Origin of the sequence: Bacillus sp. FSL W8-0848, from assembly GCF_038007805.1 — a bacterium.
GTDB lineage: Bacteria > Bacillota > Bacilli > Bacillales > Bacillaceae > Bacillus > Bacillus glycinifermentans.
The window spans coordinates 2630133-2646815 of sequence record NZ_JBBOYB010000001.1; the positions used below are offsets into that span (position 1 = coordinate 2630133).

The following is a 16683-nucleotide window of genomic DNA, read 5'->3' on the forward strand; positions in this document are numbered from 1 at the left end:
TGATGACCGTGTTTCTCCCTTAAATCACTTTGGCTTCGCTTCTGAGCAGTGACACGAGCTCTCTTGCCTGCTCTTCCGGCTCACCTTCAATGATTTTGCCGGCTTCTTTTTTCGGAGGCAGAAAGCGCTCAATCGCCTTTGTTTTCGCGGCTACGTCTTCTTCATTAAGATCGAGGTCATCGAGCTCAAGCTCTTCAAGAGGCTTTTTCTTCGCCTTCATGATACCGGGAAGCGAAGGATAGCGCGGTTCATTTAGCCCTTGCTGAGCGGTCGCAACAAGCGGAAGAGACGTTTGCACGACTTCAAGGTCTCCCTCTGCGTCGCGTTCTGCTTCAACATCGCTGCCGTTTACCTCAAGCTTTGTAATGGTCGTGACGCACGGAATGCCGAGCAGCTCGGCCAGCCGCGGCGCGACCTGTCCGGATCCGCCGTCAATCGCCACATTTCCGCCGAGAATGATGTCATAATCGCGGTCTTTTAAATAATGATAAAGGATGGCTGACGCCGTATATTGATCAGCTTCCTCCAAATCGTCTTCAATGTTGATCAAAACGGCTTTGTCGCACCCCATCGCCAGAGCCGTCCTGAGTTCCTTTTCAGCTTCCTCTTCACCGACGGTGACGGCCGTGATCTCGCCGCCGTGCTTCTCCTTTAATTGGAGCGCCTCTTCAATCGCGTATTCATCGTACGGATTGATGATAAATTCCGCTCCGTCCCGGCTGATTTCCCCTTGTTCAATGTGAATTTTTTCTTCCGTATCAAACGTGCGCTTCATTAAGACATAAATGTTCATATTCGCTTTATCCCCCTTGTTTTCGCGCTTGTTACTCCCCTTTGAAATGCGGCTTGCGCTTCTCTAAAAAGGCCTGGATCCCTTCTTTTGCATCTTCTGAACGGAATACGTCGCCAAAGTGCTTTCCTTCAAGCTTCAGGCTTCCTTCATACGAATACACCTTGTTTGAATGGAGCAGCTCGATGACATAAGCCAATGTTTTCGGGCTTTTCTCAGCAAATTTACGGGCCAGCTCTTTTGCCTTCTCAAGCACTTCGGTTTCATCTTTCGCCAGGATGGTGACAAGGCCGTATTCAAACGCTTCCTTTCCGGAAATCGGTTCAGACGTTCCGATCATTTCGAGCGCTTTGGCAGTGCCTACGTATTTCGGAAGGCGCTGTGTTCCGGCAAACCCCGGAATGATGCCGAGATTCAGCTCTGGAAGGCCGAGCTTTGCCTGTTCCTCAGCGATCCGGATATGGCAGGCCATCGCCAGCTCAAGCCCGCCGCCAAGCGCTGCGCCGTGAATGGCGGCGATGATCGGCTTTGGAAACGATTCGACCTTTTCAAACATCTGCTGTCCTTTGTCGGCAAGGGCCGAGTAATCCGATCCGTCCATCAATTCGGTAAATTCCTTAATATCCGCACCCGCTGAGAAAAATCTTCCTTCACCGTGAATGATAATGCTTCTGACATTGTTGTCTGAGGCAAGCTGATCAAGACATGCTGACAGATCGTCAAGGACCTTTGTGGAAAGCGCATTTGCAGGCGGATGCTGAATCGTGATGACGGCAACATGGCCGTCTGTCGCAACAGTTATTGTCCTCATGATTATTTCTCCTCCTTCTTCCTGCTGAAACCGTGTATCAGCAATTCGTGAATGCTGTCTGCCAGCTGCGGCAGATCGTATTTTTGATCATTCATCACCCAGGTCGTGACAGTCTCATCGACGGTCCCGAAAATCATCTGTTTCGCCAGCCGCACATCAAGCTTATCTTGAAATTCGCCAGCTTCTTTTCCCTCGGTGATGATGTCCTCCAGAATCATTAAATAACCTTTTAGAATTTCATTGATTTTCAGGCGCAGCTCCCGGTGCGACTGCCTCAGCTCAAGCTGGGTCACAATCGCCAGGTGCCTGTCGCCGCTGAGCAGCTCAAAGTGCTTCTTGATGAACAGCGCAAGCTTCTCGGTCGCCGAGTGCTTCGCTTTCATCTCTTCATTCATCTGCTCGATAAACTGGCCCATTTTCTCTTTGAATAACGAAATGAGAATATCTTCTTTATTTTTAAAATAAAGATAAATGGTCCCGTCCGCCACGCCGGCCTGCTTCGCGATCTTTGAAACCTGTGCCTGATGGTATCCGTTTTCTGCAATCACAATAACAGCTGCGTCGATGATCTGCATATACTTTGGTCGCTTTTGTTTCAATTGGTTTCGTTCCTTTCCGCTTAAATGAATGAGTATTCATTCATGACTTAATCGTAAATAAAATGACGCGCTTTGTCAAGCGCTAGAAAAGAACTTCTTCCCGATCCGCCGCCGGCGGCAGACGGCTGATCAGGATATTATACGTTCGCCTTTTCGTCTTGAACGAGCGCCCTTCTTAAAATCTTGCCGACCGCCGTTTTCGGAAGTTCGTCCCTGAACTCATAGACCTTCGGAACTTTGTAAGGAGCAAGGCGCGATCTGGCATATTCGTCCAATTCCTTTTCCGTAATTGTAACATGTTCTTTTAAAACGACAAAGGCTTTCACGGTCTCTCCCCTGTATTCGTCGGGAATTCCCGCTACGACCGCCTCCTGCACCGCTTCGTGCTCGTAAAGCACCTCTTCGATTTCGCGTGGGTAAATGTTGTAGCCGCCGGCAATGATCATGTCTTTCTTTCTGTCGACGATGTAAAAGAAGCCGTCCTTATCCATGTATCCGATATCCCCGGTAAAAAGCCAGCCGTCACGGAGAACGGCTGCCGTTTCCTCACAGTTGTTCCAGTACCCTTTCATGACCTGCGGGCCTTTCACAACGATTTCTCCGTGCTCATAAGGCTCCAGAAAACCGCACGTGTCTTCCGAAAAGATGGCGGCGTCTGTGCCGGGCCACGGACAGCCTATGCTTCCCGCTTTATTTTTGTCCCAAATAAAATTGGCATGGGTGATGGGCGCCGCTTCAGACAGTCCGTAACCTTCAACAAGCTTGCCTCCGGTAATGTTTTCGAACTGCTGCTTGACCTCGACGGGCAATGCTGCCGATCCGCTTAAACAGCTTTTGATGGACGACAGATCATACCGCTTGAGATCAGGATGGTTCAACAGGGCGATATAAATGGTGGGCGCGCCGGGAAATATGGTCGGCTTTTCTTTATCGATCGTCTTCAAGGCGGTTTCTGCATCGAATCTCGGCAAAAGGACCATTTCATACCCTTGCCTGATCGTAAAGTTGAGGACTGCCGTCATCCCGTATACGTGAAAAAACGGAACGATGCCGAGCACTTTCTCGTTTCCTTTTTTTAATCGGTAAAACCATGCCGCACACATTTCCAAATTGGCTAAAATATTTCGGTGGGAGAGCATGACGCCTTTCGGAGTTCCTGTCGTGCCTCCAGTATATTGCAAAACCGCGATGTCGTGAGCGGGATCAATGCCGATTTCCGGCGGATGCGGAGGGACGGGGCGCTTCATGATCGTCCGAAACAGATGCGTCGTTTCGTTTTCCGCGATTTCGATCGAAAACCGCTGCTGCTTTTTTTGGACAAACGGATACAGCAAATTTTTCGGAAAAGGCAGGTAATCTTTAATTCCCGTTGCAATAATATGCTTCACGTTTGTTAACGCTTTCATTTTGAAAGCCGCCGGGTACAGCACATCAAGGGTAATGATCATTTCAGCTCCGCTGTCTTTCAGCAAATGTTCAAGCTCTCTTTCCGTGTAGAGAGGATTCGTCTGGACGACGATCCCGCCGGAGAAGAGTACGCCGTAGTACGCGATGACGGCCTGAGGACAGTTCGGCAGCATGATTGATACCCTGTCTCCTTTTTTCATGCCGAGCATCAATAAATAATCTGCCATTTTTAACGCTTCTTCATATACTTGCTGATACGTTCGTTTCTTTCCGAGAAAATGAATCGCTGTTTTTTCAGAAAACTGTCGGGCGGATTGTTGCAGGATGGAGTGCAGTGTCTGATCTTCAAACTGGAGGTCATGAGGAATTTGTTCTGGATAGTGAAGCAGCCACGGCTTTTCAGTCGGCATAAGATCCCCCCTTTAAACAAAATATAGTCTCGATTTCAGTATATCAAAACAATTTTCAGAACGTAATGATTTTTTTAAATAAAGAAAAAGACGCCAAAGGTACCAGCCTCTGAAAGCGTCTTTTTTCTTAAGCGTAAAACAACATATAAATGAGACCGATGATTACAAATACCCCGGCAGCGCAAAACAGGATTTTCGCTAATTTCTCCATGTCTGTCCCCTTTAGATTCCGGCGGCCACGACGAATGACAGGCCGACGGAGATCACAAATGAAATGAAACCGACGGCTCGGTTGTCGTTTTCGATTTCCTTGTCAATTCTGAATCGAGGCGTCAGGAATTCGAAAATGAAATAGCCGATCAAAAGCAGCATGAAGCCGAACAATCCCCACCCCATCATTTGCAGAAGGGAATTGTGCTGGCTGATCGACTTTTGCAGAACGTTGGCGATGCCTAAAATTTTCCCGCCCGTGGCCATCGCCACCGCCATGTTTCCTTTTTGAATCTCCTCCCAGTTTTTATACGTGGTGACGAGTTCGAATACGGTCAAGAAGATGACCAGGCAAAGAACGGAAACGCTGTAGTAGGCGGCGATTTCCACGAGATCATTTTCCCAAAACTCTTTCATGTTTCCAGACTCCCTTTTTATTTTAGTTCGACAATCGTAACTCCTGATCCTCCCTCTCCCGCTTCGCCGAACCGGGAGTTTTTCACGCTGCGGTGGTTTTTCAAGAGGTCCTGAACGCCTTTCCTGAGAGCGCCCGTTCCTTTTCCGTGAATGATCGATACCCGCGGATATCCGGCGAGAACCGCATCGTCCAGATATTTTTCAACCCGGTGGAGCGCGTTTTCATAGCGTTCTCCCCTGAGGTCGAGCTCAAGCGATACGTGATAATCCTTGCCTTTGACTTTGGCGATCGATTGCTGCTTTTCGGGTTCTGGCGCCGATTTCAAAAATTCAAGATCCTTTTCTTTCACTTTCATCTTCAGGATGCCGATTTGCACGTTCCATTCGTCAGCACCTGTTTTTTCAAGCAGCGTTCCTTTTTGGCCAAAGGTGAGAACCTTGACCTCGTCGCCCGGATTCAACGTACGCTTGTCCGTTTTTTTCTGAACGGGCTTTTTTGTTTTTTCAAAAGAAGGCACCGCTTCTTCAAGGCGCTTTTTCGCCTCGATCAATTCGTGGTCTTTAAACGTTTTCTGCTCGTCTTTTATCATTCTGAGCGACTGGATAATGTCTTCGGCTTCCTTCATCGCTTCCTTGACCTTTTCGGCAGCTTTCTGCTCCGCTTCCTCATAGAGCCTGTCTTTTTTCTCCTGCCACTCGCTGATCTGTTTTTTCAGATCGCGGTGAAGGGCTTCCGCTTCCGCACGGATCGCTTCGGTTTCAGCCAGCTCCGTTTCCGCGCGCTTTTTGCTGTCTTCAAGCGAGGCAATCATCGTATCGACCTCATTGTGCTCAGCCGTCATTTCGGCTTTCGCGCGGCCGATCAAGCGCTCAGGCAAGCCGAGTCGCTTCGATATTTCAAACGCATTGCTTCGCCCCGGCACCCCGATCAGCAGCTTATACGTTGGAGACAATGTTTCGATGTCAAATTCGACGCTTGCATTAATGACATTTTCACGGTTATAGCCGTACGCTTTCAGCTCCGGGTAGTGGGTCGTCGCAATGACGCGGGCGCCGGTCTGGCACACTTCGTCAAGGATGCTGATCGCAAGCGCCGCTCCTTCCTGCGGATCCGTTCCGGCACCGAGTTCGTCAAACAGTACCAGGCTGTTTGGCGTCATGTCCTTTAAAATGTCGACGATGTTCACCATGTGTGATGAGAACGTACTCAAGCTTTGCTCGATCGACTGTTCGTCCCCGATGTCCGCAAATACTTGATCAAACACCGCGGTTTCCGAGCCTTCCTCAGCCGGAACGTGAAGTCCGGACTGGGCCATTAAGGTCAAAAGGCCGAGCGTTTTCAGCGTAACCGTTTTTCCGCCCGTATTCGGGCCCGTGATCACGATCGTTGTATAATCACCGCCGAGCTCGATATCGTTCGGAACGACCTGATCGGCGGGCAAAAGCGGATGGCGCGCCCGGATGAAGCGGACATAGCCGTCTCTATTGACGGCCGGCTTGACTGCCTTCGTCGCCTTCGCATATTTCGCTTTTGCAAAAATAAAATCGAGGGTTTGCAGGATCTTTACATTGTGTAACAGTTCATCCGTGTGCTCCGCCGTTTTTTCCGTCAGCACGCGCAAAATCCGTTCGACCTCCTGCTTTTCGTTTACTTTCGCCTGGCGGAGCGAATTGTTCATATCGACGATGACCTGGGGCTCGATAAACAGCGTAGCCCCGGAAGATGACTGGTCATGCACAATCCCCCCGTAGCTTGACCTGTATTCCTGTTTAACGGGGATGACGAAACGGTCGTTTCGAATCGTAATGATCGTGTCTGAAAGCATTTTTTGCGCTGAAGAGGACCGGAGCATCGCTTCCAGACGGTCTCTGATTCTTGATTCGAGCGTCCTCAGCTGCGTTCTGATTCCCCTTAGGGTCTCTGATGCATGGTCAAGGACCTCTCCGTGGTCATCGATGCACGAGTTAATGTCTTTCTCCAAGTCTGACAGCGGAATCAGCTGTTCCGCATACTGATGAAGGTGAGGAATCTCAACGCCGTCTTCAAACAAACTTTCGAGAAAATGCTTCATCTGTTTGGCGGCGTATAACAGACCTGATATTTCCGTAAACTCGGCCGGGCTTAAGATGCTGCCGATTTCGGCTCTTCTGACCGCTTTTCTGATGTCCGACAGCCCGCCGAAAGGGGCGCTGCCTTTCAGGCGCAGGACAGTCCCCGCCTCATCGACTTCTTCCAGGAGCTTTTTGACCTCCTCAAATGAGCGGGAAGGCTTCAGGTCAAAGAGCATCTCCTTCCCTAAAGAAGATGCCGCATGCTCTGCAAGCTGCTCTTTTACTTTATGAAATTCGAGTGCTGATAGCGCTTTTTGCTGCAAAATCAATTAAACCTCCTTAAGATCGGCGGCGAGACAAAAACGCGCGGACTTCGTCAAGCGAACGGGCATTCAGTACGTTCGCTTTCGGGGTCCATCCTTTTCTCGCTGCCGTAACGCCCGTTTCCATATCGTCTAGCATCGACGTGTTGTGGGCGTCCGTATTAATGACAAGCGTCACCCCTGCGGCATTCGCTTTGAGCAAATGCTCCATTCTGAGATCGAGCCTCGCGGGGTTGGCGTTCAGCTCCAACGCCGTATTCGTTTCTTTGGCGAGTTCGATCAGCCGGTCGATATCGACTTCATAGCCGGCCCGTCTTCCGATGAGCCTGCCGGTTGGGTGGGCGATAATATCGACGTGCTGATTTTTCAGCGCGTTTTCGAGCCGTTTCATGATGACGTGCTCCGGCTGTGAAAAGCTTGAATGGATGGAAGCGATCACAAGATCCATTTCCGCCAGCAGCTCATCGTCATAATCGAGTGATCCGTCAGGCAGTATATCCATCTCAACGCCTTTGAATATGTGAAAATCGGTAAATTCTTTGTTCAGTTCGTCAATTTCCTTCGCTTGCATGCGCAGCCTTTCCGGCGTTAAGCCGCCTGCGACTTTTAAATATTGCGAATGATCGGTGACCGCCATATATTTGTATCCTTTTGCCATGCAGGCTTCGGCCATTTCCCTGATCGAAAACGCGCCGTCGCTCCATGCCGAGTGCATATGGAGATCCCCTTTGATATCATCTGAGGTAATCAGTCCGATATCGTCTCTGTACTCATCGACTTCTTTGCCGGTCTCCCTCAGCTCAGGCGGAATAAAGGGCAATCCGAAGTGGGCGAAAAACTCTTTTTCGCTTGAGAACGTTTGAATATCTCCCGTTTCAACCGTCTCGACTCCGTACTCGCTGATTCTTTCGCCTCTTTCTTTGGCGAGCTGGCGCATTTTAATATTATGATCTTTTGATCCTGTAAAATGGTGGAGCGTCGTCGGAAACTGCTCTTCGGTCACAAGCCTGAAATCGGCGCTGATTTCGTATTCAAACGCAAATGTCAGCGATACTTTCGTATCACCGCTGGCAATGACCTCTTTAATGTTTGACAGCTTCAGGAGCCCCTCGCGGACCAGGGCCGGATCTGTGACGGCCATGATATAGTCCAGATCTTTCACGGTTTCTTTGGCCCGTCTGAGGCTTCCGGCGCGCGAAAACTTGATCAGTCCCGGGATCCCTTCAAGCTGCCCTTCAATCACCTCGGCAACGGCGAGCGCCGCCGCGATCGGATACCGTTCAGGACGTTTTCCGGCTTCTCCGAGAGCCTGAAGGATTTTTTCCTCCGTTTTTTTGCCGAATCCGGCCAGCCCCTGAACCTTTTGCTGCTCACAGGCCTCTTTTAATGATTCCGCGTCACAGACGCCCAATTCCTGGTAGAGCTTGGCGATTTTTTTGCCGCCGAGACCGGGCAGCTTCAAAAGCGGAACAAGCCCTTCCGGAACCTCCTCTTTTAAACGTTCAAGCGTGCTCGATGCCCCGTGATCCATATATTCCTTAATGACGGCATACGTCCCTTTGCCGATCCCGGAAAGCGACATCATATCATCGATTTCGGAAAGGCTGCGGTCATCTTGTTCAAGCGCCGCGGCGGCTTTTCTGAAAGCGGATATTTTAAACGGGTTGTCCCCTTTTAGCTCCATGTAAATCGCAATCGTTTCAAGCAATCTGATGACATCTTTTTTATGCAATATGTTTCACCTCTTATTTCCCCGTGTTCACCTGATTCCATCATACAAATTTTTGGCTGATCCTACAATCATTCGACAAATTGCAGCCGGAAAAAAAAACTTCTCCGAAAAGAGAAGTTTTTAAGATCCGTACTGAACCGGCAGATTCTTTAACAAGTTTGATAAATACGGGGTTTTATTTACAATCATATCAGCCAATACGGAGTGGGCCATCATGTTTTGCAGAACGTCGATCGGCAGCAGCGATCCGACGAACAGGACGATGAAAATGAACAGGTAAATCTCCGCAAAACCGAGCACAGCTCCGAGAATTTGGTTGATTTGTTTAAGAACCGGGATTTGCGCGACAGCATCCAAAAATGATGCCGCAATTCTCAATAGGATAATCGTCAGGAAAAAGAGAATCAGAAACGCAATCATATTATAGTAGGCATTTTCAATGCTTCCGTTGATAAATGTAAGCGCGGACTGCCCGCCCGTGAAATCCGGCGACGGAATCCAGCTCAGCTTCGGCGCAAGGTCGCGGTAATAGATCCCCGCCACGGCAATCGCTGCGATAAACGTCACCAAACGGATAAACTGGCGGATAAATCCTCTTTTCAGACCGATAAACAAACCGGACAAAAGCAAAACAATAATGATGATATCTAGCATCTTGATGTTCAATCCTTTTCTTTAATTTGTCCTTTCAATCTCTCAAATTCTTCCTTCAGCTTCAAATAATCATGCACAACATTTACCGCCGTCAAAACGGCGAGTTTATTTATGTCAAGATACGGATTTTTTTCATTGATTTCTCTCATTTTATCATCGACAATTGAGGCAACGTGCCTCATATGGCTTTTCGTTTCATCGCCGACAATTGTGAATTGCTGACCGTAGATGTCAACTGTTGTTTTCGTTTTTCGACCATCAGACAACGTTTCTCCTCCATTCCTGCAACGAGAATCCTAGACTCTATCATAACATGTTTAGAGATTGAATGGAAAGACGAGCCCTCCGCTGTTATGATACACTTATAAAAACGTGTGAAAAAGCCTGTTTTACCGGCTAAAAAAGGAGATTAAACCGTGTCACATTCAGTTTTAAAACTTCCCCAGTCTGTTATTGAACGCATGAAAAGCCATTACCGTTCCGACATCACCTCCCTTTCTGTGCAGGGAGCGGTTTTTCAGGCGAAGCCCCAAGGCTGCACCATTACGGCATATAAATCCGGAAAGGTGCTGTTTCAGGGAAAAAACGCCGAAACAGAAGCCGGACGGTGGGCGGCTTCTGCCGAAGCACCAGCAGCAGCAAAATCCGCTGCCAAACCGCGTACCGCTTCTCTTTATCAGCCGCCTGAAGGCATCGGCTCAATGTCTGTCATCGGCTCGGACGAAGTCGGCACCGGAGATTACTTCGGTCCGATGACAGTCGCATGCGTGTACGCGGATAAAACAAAGCTTCCGCTTCTGCAAGAGCTCGGCGTCAAGGATTCCAAACATTTAAAAGATCCGCAAATCGTCGAAATCGCCCGCGACCTCATCAAGACGGTCCCATACAGCCTGCTCGTGTTAAAAAACGAAAAATACAATGAATTGCAGGAAAAAGGCATGAGCCAAGGGAAAATGAAAGCCCTCCTGCACAACCAGGCGATCACAAACCTTCTGAATAAACTTGACGGAACCCGGCCTGAAGCAATTTTAATCGACCAGTTCGCAGAACCGGCCGTTTATTTTAAACACTTGGCCGGCAGAAACGCGATCAAAGAACGTACATATTTCAGCACAAAAGCGGAAGGCATTCACCTGTCCGTCGCCGCCGCTTCGATCATCGCGCGCTATTCATTTTTAATGGAAATGAACAAGCTTTCAAAAGAAGCCGGCATGACGCTTCCGAAAGGAGCGGGACCGCTCGTCGATGAAGCGGCCGCAAAGCTGATCAAGAAACACGGCGAAGCAGCGCTCGGCCATTTCACGAAACGCCACTTTGCGAATACGGAGAAAGCAAAGCGGCTGGCGTCGAAAATCTGAATGTGCCAAACAGCGGGAACTTCTGACTTGCAGGGGTTCCCGGCGGTTTTGGCAGGAAGCACAAATTCCCGGGGTTCCGGGGAGTATTTCTGCTCGCGGCTATATCCTGCATTAATCCCGGCTTTTCACGATGAAACTGACAATATTCTTATCATCGATCCATTTACAGTAAATATTCGAAACGGAATGGGTGTATCGTCTTGGCAAGACATAATGATCTTCATGATCATAAGGATTATTTCTCTGTCATTTTCATTAATTTTTTATGCTAGCTCCCAATAAGAGTAACCATTCTACAAATATTTCTATTCTTCGGTGTCACGGCAGTCACCTTCTATAACAGGTTCTCCTGATTAAGCTTTGCTTTATTATGGTATGTACTTAGTTATATTGGAATCACTGAGATATTCCACATAAATCAAGCCCATTATCATAACCCTTCTTAAAGAGCATTGAAAAACAGGGGCAGCAAAAGGTACGTCCTGAGATCACGGTCCATTGGCATCCCGGCATCATAATCAAGTAAAAAAGCAGACCACCCCGCCTGCTTTTTTTATGTATACTGACTGTCCCCGATTCCCGTTATCGCTTGGAATGAATTTAATATCCGGCCGTAGCCATTCCTAATACAACACCAAATAAACCACAAGCGATAGCTGCGATCATCATAATTGTGCCGTGTTGTACTTTCCCATTACTTCTTACTAGATATCCAAAAATAACTCCTCCTGCACCAAATAAAATCGGAATAAGCAGCAGTGATATACCGGTACATATCCAGCCTAAAATGATAAATGTTTGAGTATTATTGCTTGGGTTTTTCGTCATAGTCCCGATCCTTTCTGAATGGTTATTTTGCACTATTAATGATTTTATACTAAAAAAAAGAAATATGAAATAGTTTTTTCCAGCGATCCAGAGGAAAGCGATTTGGTTAAAATTTATTGAGAGAAAGAATGAGGTACAAAATAAGGTTCATAGAGGAGGAAGGCTTGTCCATCGTTTATGCGAAACAACAATGATATGGCCAGGCAGCGCCTTTCTCGTGCTTCTATTCCCGCAGGAAACACAAAGCGGCGCAACCTTTGCTGAATTTCGATCTTTTTGCTTGAGATTATTACAATTTATCAGAAGATTAGCAAATAAAAGGCCTATAGATCTGTTTGAAAAGCCCTGTCAAACGGCAGATTTTTTGTCGAATTTCAACGAACTTTGTAGTTACATTGAAAGGTTTGTCATAAGAATCCATGTATATTTTCCTCTTTTTGGACAAAAAAGGGATTTCTAGTTAACTAGACGAATCTTTAGTCTGTTAAAAACTAAGGAGGGAATTTTTTAAATGAAAAAACGGTCTTTATTCTTTACTTTATTGCTTTCTGCAAGTTTAATACCCGGGGCGGCGGGAGTCGCGGAAACGGGCGGTCATCATGAGCATGTTCATGAAGCGAAAGGGATTCATAAGGAAGCATTGCCTAAACCTAAGGAAGGTTTTAAAGATTTAACCGGCAAAGTTCACATTGAAAAAACAACGAAAACAAAGGTGTTGGATGAAAAAGGAAACACAACCGGTACGATGACATTTAACAAGAATGTAAACACCGGCACATTTTCGACTCAAGCCAGCACGGGCAAACAAAAGGTAAACGTATTGGCAGTGGCTGATAAGCAATTTCGGACGAAATATAAGGATTGGAAAACAAGAATCGTCCAAATTGTTGAGGAGGCGGACGAAATGTTTAACCGCGACCATGATATTGACTTTGTCGTGGAAGCCTTTGCCCCTTGGAATTCTTCCGGTAAGAACGCCTCTGACATTCTTGACAACCTTGCGGCCAAATTCGAGGGCCAGCCTTATAAATTTGTAGCCGGCTTTACAGCCAACGACAACTTTGAAGCGGGCGGCATCGCTTTTCAATATCCTGTTAAGCCGGACGGTCCCGCCTTCAGCGTCACGCTCGACATGGGAACGGAAAATTCGGCAAAAGCGGCAAGACACGAATTTTCCCATAACTTCGGCGTGGAACATGATCCGCAAGGAAGCGGAATCCGCTGCATTATGAACTATGACTACGCATACACAGTCGATGTCTGGGATGAGGCTCACAACGAGCTCATCGAGAAAAATAAAGTTTGGTATCAATAACAAAACATAACCGGTTCCTGATACATGGGAACCGGTTATGTTTTTAAGTTTTATCCTCTTAACACAGCGTGATACGTTTCCTCCAGGGCTTTCAGCACTTTGTCGTGAACTTTTGTCACTTCTTCTTCTGTCAGCGTTTGTTCCGGATTTAAATATTGGAGGCTGAAAGCGACCGATTTTTTGCCTTCTTCCATGTGCTCGCCTTCGTAGACGTCAAAAACGTGCACTTCCTTCAATAATTTCCCTCCGGCTTTTTTGATGACGTCTTCAAGCTGGCCGCTTGCGATGTCTTTGTTTACGACAAGCGCGATGTCGCGTGTGACGGATGGGTATTTCGGAATGGCCGTATACGTGATGGCCGGAACGTCCAGAGCGAAAAGTGCGTGCAAGTCAAGCTCGAATACATACGTTTCTTTCAGATCAAGCTCTTTTTCGACTGATGGGTGGAGCTGGCCGATGAAACCGATTAGGCTGCCGTTGTGCAAAATATTGGCCGTCCGTCCCGGATGAAGCTCTTTTCTTTCAGATTGAACGAATTCGATGCCTTCCTGCACTCCGAGCTTTTCTAAAAGGCCTTCGACGATGCCTTTGGCGACGAAGAAGTCAACCGGCTTTTTCTCGCCCTGCCAAAGGTTTTTGTGCCACAGTCCTGTCACGGCTCCGGCGACATGCTCTTTTTCGACCGGTTTTGTCTGTTCTTCGACTTTTAAGAAAACCGAGCCGATTTCGTAAAAGGCTGCTGAATCGGTCTGCCGCGCCAGGTTATAGGCGACAGAGTCGAGCAGGTTCGGAAGCAGGCTGTGCCTTAATACGCTTCTTTCTTCACTCATCGGCAGTGAAAGGATCGTTTTGAACGACTTTTCAAGGGCGAATGCGGTCGCTTTTTTATCGTTTGTCAGCGAGTACGTGATCGCCTGTGAAAGCCCCGCGCCTTCCAAAAAGCGTCTGACCTTTCTCCGCTTTTCCTGATACGGGGTGAGACCGCCGGTAAAGCCTGCCACCTCAGGAAGCGTAGACGGGATATTGTCATAGCCGTACAATCGTGCGACCTCTTCGATCAGGTCCTCTTCGATCGTAATGTCGCCCCTTCTCGTCGGAACGGTTACGGTGAGCTTGCCGTCAGCTTCTTCTACGGAAAAGCCGAGCTTCTTGAAAATATCGGCCATTTCCTCTTTGCTGATGGACATGCCGAGCACTTTCGTCACTTTATCAGCGGACAGGCTGATGACTTTTGGCTCGATATCGAGGTGATTTTCTTCCACAGTGCCCTCCAGCACGGTTCCGCCTGCATAGCGGCTGATCAGGTCTGCGGCCCGTTCTGCGGCGAGGCTCACCCGCGCAGGATCGATTCCTTTTTCGAAGCGGATGCTTGATTCGCTTCGAAGCCCGAGGTCTTTTGAAGCTTTGCGTACGACTTTTCCGCTGAAATATGCCGCTTCAAGCAAAATCGTCTTCGTATCTTCGCGGACTTCAGAATCTGCTCCGCCCATCACGCCTGCTACTGCCTGCGGAATAGAGCCGTTTGTGATGACAAGGTGATCGGCTGACAACGTTCTTTCCTGCTCATCGAGCGTCACAATCGTTTCGTTTTCTTTCGCTTTGCGGATGACGACCTCTTTTGAGCCGAAGCGGTCATAGTCAAAAGCATGCAGAGGCTGGCCGTATTCGAGCAGGACAAAGTTTGTAATATCGACGACATTGTTGTGCGGTCTGATTCCTGCATTCATCAGCTTCGTCTGCATCCAGAGCGGAGACGGACCGATATTGACATCCTTAATGATTTTTGCCGCATACATAGGATTTGCTTCCCGGTCTTCGATTTGAACCGAAATGTAATCTTCCGCTTTTTCAGCACCCGGCTGATATGACGGTTCAGGAAACTTCACATCGCGTCCGAGAATCGCCGCCACCTCGTAGGCGACGCCGAGCATATTCATCGCATCGGCGCGGTTCGGCGTGAGTCCGAGCTCCAGCACCGCATCATCGAGCGCAAGGCTCTTCAGCGCGTCCGTTCCGGTTTCGGCATCGCCCGGGAATACGAAAATGCCTTCCGCGTATTCCTTAGGCACGAGCTTGCCTTGAATGCCGAGCTCCTGAAGCGAGCAGATCATACCGTTTGACTCTTCGCCGCGGAGCTTCGCTCTCTTGATTTTAAAATTGCCCGGCAGTACGGCGCCGACCGTTGCAACGGCTACTTTTTGCCCTTTATCGACGTTCGGGGCGCCGCAAATGATTTGAACTGGCTCATCAGCGCCGATATCGACGAGACACTTGTTTAATTTGTCTGCGTTCGGATGCTGCTCCCGCTCAAGAACATGTCCGATGACAACCCCTTTGATGCCCTCGCCTTTGTATTCAACGCCTTCTACTTCGATCCCGCTTCTTGTAATCTTTTCCGCAAGCATCTCAGGCGTCATTCCGTCTAAATTCACGTACTCTTCCAACCATTTATATGAAACAAACATCACGCGTCCTCCTCTTTAAGCCTGTTTAAATTGAGATAAAAATCTGACATCGTTCGTATAGAAATGACGGATATCGTCAATGCCGTATTTCAGCATCGCGATGCGTTCGACACCCATTCCAAACGCAAAGCCCTGATACTGTTTGGAATCAAATCCCGCCATTTCAAGCACGTTCGGATGGACCATTCCTGCACCGAGAATTTCGATCCAGCCTGTTTGTTTACAAACGGAGCAGCCTTTTCCTCCGCATTTGAAACAGGAAACGTCAACTTCAACAGATGGTTCTGTGAACGGGAAGAAGCTTGGACGCAGTCTGATTTCGCGATCTTCGCCGAACATCTTTTTCGCGACGGTTTCAAGCGTGCCTTTCAAATCGCTCATGCTGATGTTATGATCGACGCAAAGCCCTTCGATCTGCATAAACTGGTGAGAGTGCGTTGCATCGTCGTTGTCACGGCGGTACACTTTTCCCGGGCAGATGATTTTCACCGGGCCTTTTCCTTTATACTTTTCCATCGTACGCGTTTGAACCCCTGATGTTTGTGTTCTCATCAGCGTGTCTTCGGTGATGTAGAAGCTGTCCTGCATATCGCGCGCCGGATGATCCTTCGGAAGGTTCAATGCTTCGAAATTGTAGTAATCCGTTTCCACTTCTGGGCCTTCTTCTACAGAATATCCCATGCTGATAAACAGGTCTTCAATGTCCTCGATCACGATGGTCAGCGGATGCTTTGCGCCCGTTTTGACGGGATTTCCCGGAAGCGTAACATCGATCGTTTGACTTTTGAGCTTTCTTTTGACCTCTTCTTCTTCAAGACGTGCGTTTTTTTCAGCAATCGCGGCGGCAATCGTCTCTCTGACTTCGTTTGCCAATGCGCCCATTTTCGGCCTTTCTTCTGCGGAAAGCTTCCCCATTCCCCTGAGCACTTCTGTAATTGGTCCTTTTTTGCCTAGATACGCGACACGGACATCGTTGACTTCTTTTAATGACTGTGCGGCTTCAACTTTGGCTACCGCTTCTTTTTCAAGCTGTTTCAGCTGTTCCTGCATGTTTAGCAATTCCTCCTTTTATCTGGACAAACCGATGAATGACAAATAAAAAAGCCCCTTTCTTATTGAAAGGGACGAATCGTGGCCCGCGGTACCACCCTTTTTAAACAAAGCAAAACAAGCTTTGTTTCTCGCTTCATTGACATAACGGATTGGCTCCGGTTCGCCTTTACGCATATCATGCGGTCCCGGCGACAACTCAAGAGGTGAAACGTTTTTTTAGCCTGCCATAAAAATGCTTTCAGTCCGGGGCATTTTCTCC

General features: G+C 48.2%; 14 protein-coding genes. 2 read left to right on the forward strand and 12 right to left on the reverse strand.

Annotated elements, in window-relative coordinates; translation table 11 throughout:
• Positions 1-19: 19 nt before the first annotated feature.
• The 9 genes from NSQ39_RS13860 to zapA form a co-directional block, all read right to left on the reverse strand.
• Positions 20-793 (reverse strand): electron transfer flavoprotein subunit beta/FixA family protein, encoded by a 774-nt coding sequence (locus NSQ39_RS13860; RefSeq protein ID WP_175075727.1) that lies wholly within the window; start codon positions 791-793, stop codon positions 20-22.
• Between the two features lie 31 nt (positions 794-824).
• Positions 825-1601 carry an enoyl-CoA hydratase gene (locus NSQ39_RS13865; RefSeq protein ID WP_175075728.1) on the reverse strand — a complete coding sequence of 259 codons (777 nt, stop codon included), beginning with the start codon at positions 1599-1601 and terminating at the stop codon, positions 825-827.
• A gap of 2 nt (positions 1602-1603) precedes the next feature.
• A complete protein-coding gene (locus NSQ39_RS13870) occupies positions 1604-2200 on the reverse strand; it encodes a TetR/AcrR family transcriptional regulator (protein WP_175075729.1) in 597 nt (198 codons plus the stop codon).
• Positions 2201-2337: 137 nt separating this feature from the next.
• Entirely contained in the window at positions 2338-4017 is a 1680-nt protein-coding gene (locus tag NSQ39_RS13875) for an AMP-binding protein (RefSeq protein WP_175075730.1), read from the reverse strand.
• A gap of 222 nt (positions 4018-4239) precedes the next feature.
• Positions 4240-4644, reverse strand: coding sequence for a DUF350 domain-containing protein (locus NSQ39_RS13880; RefSeq protein ID WP_046131931.1), 405 nt, complete (start codon positions 4642-4644; stop codon positions 4240-4242).
• Positions 4645-4661: 17 nt separating this feature from the next.
• Positions 4662-7019 (reverse strand): endonuclease MutS2, encoded by a 2358-nt coding sequence (locus tag NSQ39_RS13885; RefSeq protein WP_175075744.1) that lies wholly within the window; start codon positions 7017-7019, stop codon positions 4662-4664.
• Positions 7020-7035: 16 nt separating this feature from the next.
• Positions 7036-8751: a DNA polymerase/3'-5' exonuclease PolX gene (polX, locus tag NSQ39_RS13890; protein ID WP_175075731.1), complete on the reverse strand. Its 1716-nt coding sequence runs from the start codon at positions 8749-8751 to the stop codon at positions 7036-7038.
• A gap of 120 nt (positions 8752-8871) precedes the next feature.
• A complete protein-coding gene (locus tag NSQ39_RS13895) occupies positions 8872-9405 on the reverse strand; it encodes a CvpA family protein (protein WP_046131929.1) in 534 nt (177 codons plus the stop codon).
• 8 nt (positions 9406-9413) lie between these two features.
• Positions 9414-9671, reverse strand: coding sequence for a cell division protein ZapA (gene zapA, locus NSQ39_RS13900; protein WP_006637920.1), 258 nt, complete (start codon positions 9669-9671; stop codon positions 9414-9416).
• Positions 9672-9821: 150 nt separating this feature from the next.
• Between zapA and rnhC the strand changes: the two genes are divergently transcribed.
• Complete coding sequence (gene rnhC / locus NSQ39_RS13905; RefSeq protein ID WP_175075732.1) at positions 9822-10763, forward strand: ribonuclease HIII; 942 nt, start codon at positions 9822-9824, stop codon at positions 10761-10763.
• Between the two features lie 600 nt (positions 10764-11363).
• Here the strand turns inward: rnhC and NSQ39_RS13910 are convergent.
• Entirely contained in the window at positions 11364-11591 is a 228-nt protein-coding gene (locus NSQ39_RS13910; RefSeq protein ID WP_053071197.1) for a hypothetical protein, read from the reverse strand.
• Positions 11592-12102: 511 nt separating this feature from the next.
• Between NSQ39_RS13910 and NSQ39_RS13915 the strand changes: the two genes are divergently transcribed.
• A complete protein-coding gene (locus NSQ39_RS13915; RefSeq protein WP_175075733.1) occupies positions 12103-12906 on the forward strand; it encodes a zinc-dependent metalloprotease in 804 nt (267 codons plus the stop codon).
• A gap of 50 nt (positions 12907-12956) precedes the next feature.
• On the opposite strand, the gene pheT is transcribed toward NSQ39_RS13915, so the two are convergent.
• The gene (gene pheT, locus NSQ39_RS13920) at positions 12957-15371 is read right to left on the reverse strand and encodes a phenylalanine--tRNA ligase subunit beta (protein WP_175075734.1); all 2415 of its coding nucleotides are present in this window, start codon (positions 15369-15371) and stop codon (positions 12957-12959) included.
• A 15-nt stretch (positions 15372-15386) separates the two neighbouring features.
• Positions 15387-16421, reverse strand: coding sequence for a phenylalanine--tRNA ligase subunit alpha (gene pheS / locus NSQ39_RS13925; protein ID WP_046131925.1), 1035 nt, complete (start codon positions 16419-16421; stop codon positions 15387-15389).
• Positions 16422-16683: the final 262 nt, after the last annotated feature.